Origin of the sequence: Streptomyces sp. NPDC002619 (assembly GCF_042889305.1) — a bacterium.
Classification (GTDB): domain Bacteria; phylum Actinomycetota; class Actinomycetes; order Streptomycetales; family Streptomycetaceae; genus Streptomyces.
In genome coordinates, this window is sequence record NZ_JBIAQV010000127.1 from 1 (window position 1) to 3,383 (window position 3,383).

General features: G+C 66.4%; 2 protein-coding genes, 1 tRNA gene and 2 pseudogenes. 2 read left to right on the forward strand and 3 right to left on the reverse strand.

Annotation, left to right across the window (positions count from 1 at the left end):
* Positions 1-94: 94 nt before the first annotated feature.
* Positions 95-778: pseudogene (locus ACFYXB_RS45635) on the forward strand (hypothetical protein); the annotation flags it as partial.
* Positions 779-800: 22 nt separating this feature from the next.
* Here the strand turns inward: ACFYXB_RS45635 and ACFYXB_RS45640 are convergent.
* On the reverse strand, positions 801-1,730 hold the full coding sequence (locus ACFYXB_RS45640) for a phosphotransferase family protein (RefSeq protein WP_389591397.1): 930 nt from the start codon (positions 1,728-1,730) through the stop codon (positions 801-803).
* 89 nt (positions 1,731-1,819) lie between these two features.
* On the opposite strand from ACFYXB_RS45640, the gene ACFYXB_RS45645 reads away from it, so the two are divergent.
* Positions 1,820-1,908, forward strand: a tRNA-OTHER gene (locus tag ACFYXB_RS45645).
* 231 nt (positions 1,909-2,139) lie between these two features.
* Here the strand turns inward: ACFYXB_RS45645 and ACFYXB_RS45650 are convergent.
* Both ACFYXB_RS45650 and ACFYXB_RS45655 read right to left on the reverse strand, forming a co-directional pair.
* A complete protein-coding gene (locus tag ACFYXB_RS45650) occupies positions 2,140-2,502 on the reverse strand; it encodes a hypothetical protein (RefSeq protein ID WP_389591399.1) in 363 nt (120 codons plus the stop codon).
* Between the two features lie 262 nt (positions 2,503-2,764).
* A pseudogene (locus tag ACFYXB_RS45655) lies at positions 2,765-3,292 on the reverse strand (site-specific integrase); the annotation flags it as partial.
* Positions 3,293-3,383: the final 91 nt, after the last annotated feature.

Below are 3,383 nucleotides of genomic sequence, written 5' to 3' on the forward strand. Positions count from 1 at the left end.
GATACGCGACGACATCCACGAAGCCTTCCTCAGCCTGGCCTGCAGCATCATCTGCTGGCGACGACTGAAGAACCTCCAACTTTGTTAGGAGTTCTTAGCACAGCGCTACTTCCTCCAGGCTCTTCGGTTGGCCCAGGACGCCAATGACCGTCGGCTCGCCGGAAGCATCCTCTCCGCCATGAGCCATCAGGCGACATTCCTCGGTCGCTACACCCAGGCCGCGACGCTCGCCCGCGCAGCTCTCATGGGCATCTCCCCCGTGGCCACGCCGACGCTCCGCGCCCAGTTCCACGTCATGGAGGCCCGCGCCCTTGCCCGAACCGGCGACGTACGAGCCTGCGAGGCCGCCTTGAGTGCGGCCACGAGAGCGCTGGAGAGCCGGAACAGCGACGACGAGCCCGAATGGATCAGCTACTTCGACGAAACCGAGCTTGCCGCCGAGGCCGCCCACTGCTTCCGAGACGTCAACAGCGCCCGGCAAGCCGTCGCCCATGCCGAGAACGCCATGAGCGGCAGCCACGTACGCAGCGACTTCTTCGCGACCATGGTTCTCGCCGACGCCCACCTCCGCGCCGGCGACGTCGAGGAAGCCTGCCGCGTGGCACTCGATGCGCTCGACCTCGGCGAACAGCTCAAGTCGGCCCGGTGCGTCAGCTACCTTGTCGAGTTCCGACAGCACCTCGCAGTCGTCGGCGACAGTGCGGTCGTGCGCACCTTCACTGAGCAAGTCAGAGAACACAGGCTCTGGGTTGCCTCCGACGCTCACGTCGGTGTCTGACACCAGGGCGCGGACCCTACGCTCAAAACGGGCGCCACTCGTCGCGGCCTTCCCCAGTACGGAGGGACCGCATCCGCCGAGCGAACTCCTCGGCCGACCGCGCGCTAGTGGTGACCTGGTGGCCCAGCCAAGCCACCATCATCAGCTCACGCAGGTCCGCGACCGTTTCGTACCCGGGCCAGTTCCTCAGGTCAAAGCCGTACCGGTGCACGAACTCGGCGTACTCCGCCTTTGTGTGCCAGCCGTACCGGTCGTAGAAGATCGCCGTCTGGATCAGGTCCCACTCGCGTGGGGCGAGGGCGAAGCCGTCCAGGTCGATGAGCACAGCGTGCCCGTCCCAGTGGCGGAGGACGTTCCCGATGCTGGCGTCACCGTGGATCATGCCGAAGGGAAGGACGAAGTCCAGACGGTCGTAGTCCTTGGCGAGGCTCGCCCCTCGCTCCTCCAGGAACGTCCGGTCCTCCCCCGAGATGCCGTCCAGGCCATCGAGGGACGCCGCCAGCTTGCCCAGCGGGTCGAAGTAGGGCAGGCCCAGAGATTCAGGCTCTTCCAGCCAGTGCAAGCGGCGTAGGAGATCGGCCAGCTCGCCGACCGTCGCGTATTCCTCGTTCTCCTGGACGCTCTCCCAGAAGGTGACCACCAGGCCGCCAACGACGACCGGTTGAGCGACCGACGCCGGCACACGCGTGGCCGGGAAGTCCTGCGTCTCAAGCCACCGGGCCACGCTCACGGCCCGTTCCATCTCCGCGAGAACCGACGGATCACGCGCAATGCGGACGATGACTGGTAACGACGTCAGGCGATAGACCGCGTTCGATCCGAGGCGCAGCAGGTTTGCGCCTCGGGAGTCGAGTCCGGCCGTCGCGCATGCCTCTCGGAGGACGGGCGCCAGGCCCCCCGCCGTGAACTCCGTGCCGCCGCCGTCCGGTCCCTCGCTGCTGCCCGAGATCATGCTTCGACCATACGGGCCGGACCGGCCGCCCGACAGGCCGCCCGCGTAATAGGGGCGTAATGATCTTGCTCGGCGCCCGCCCGGTCGGAGCCTCCGTCGCAGGTCAGGGCCCCAATACCATCACGGTCTCACCTGGGCCACGGAGCCGTGTGCGCAGGTTCGAATCCTGCCGGGGGCACCCTGCATGAGGTGCCCAAAGACCCCGTCACCAGCGGAAACGCTGAGGCCGGGGTCTGTGGACTATTTGTGGACGGGATCTTGAGGCATCGGCCCAGGTCAGTCCCCGGAAATGACGAAGGCCCCCGGACGGATCCAGGGGCCAGGAGCGCGGAAGCGGCTCCCTGTCGCTCCGCTGTGAAGAGGCCCGGCGCCGCCGCACCACGGATGGGTTCCGGACCTGTGGACGGGCTCAGGGACAAGTGGCCGCGGTGTCGATCCTGATGCCGGTCACGGTGTAGGCCGAGGTGAAGTTGACGTGGTAATTCGGCAGGAGGCAGAGGTACTGCGTTGCACCGGTGCTGTTGACGATGTAGCGGAGATAGGCCCGGTCGTCGTTGCGGGTGTTGTTTACCCAGTTGGCGCCGCGGCTGTTGGAGCCGAGGTTCTGATAGGAGGTGGTGACGTCCTGGTACGCGGCTGTGGGGGTCCCACCGTTCCACTGGCTGTCGGTGAGATAGAAGCAGACGCGGGGGTACGCGCATCCGTTGTAGGAGGTGGCGGAGGCCGTGGGAGCCGTGACCAGTGCGGTGACGGCGAGAGCAGCGGCTGCCATACCAACGGTGGCGGTTCGCCTGATCATGTTCATGACCGAGAGTCTGGTGGCGGAATGACCGGGTCAGGAGGGTTCTTCCAGCCAATGCAGGAGCTGACGAACGCTCGCCGCGACGTGAACTAGGCCTTCCTGGCGCCCTTGACGCAGATAACGGAGCCGCTTCGCACGTCCCGCACCGTGTGAACACGCAGCTCAGCGTGACCGATACCGGCGACAACGGGATGTCCTCTGGGAACAACACCAAACCCGCCGACATCGCTCGTCACTCGTACTCGCGCAGCAGGTCCTCAATGCGGCGGTTGGCGACCTCCTGCCGACCGTCGATGCACTTCGCGTACCGACTTAACAGCACCTCAACGCTGTTGCCCGCCCGTTCGGCCACCTCGGTTGGGTCCACCCCGGAGTTGAGCCACGTCGACAACGCCGAGTGCCGGAGGTCGTACGGGCGCGCGGCGAGCGGGGAGGCGACCGCGGCCGGCGGGAGCGCCAGCGCTCGGGCTTCCTGCCACACGCGGTAGTACGTCGATGAGCCGACCACTCCCCCGCGCTCGTTCGTGAACAGGCGCCCGTCATCTGCGGTACCGAACGTCTCGATGTGCTCGCGGAGGATGGTCACGAGCTGAGGCGGGATCGGGACGAGCCTGACCTCCTCCACTGGCCGGTTCTTGAGGCCTCGGTCATCGTGGGTCTCGCCGGAGTCTGTCCACTGCTTGCCGACACTGGGACGCGTCCGGTTCAGCAGCGCTGTCCCCGAGCCGACCTACGGCAGCTTCATATCTGCTTCGGTAAGTAGCTGTTGCCGTACCGAATCTGAGGACGGCGTTTTCGCTGGTCGGGCATAGGGTCGGTGATTCCGTGGGAGTGGTGGCCTGTCGTTTCGT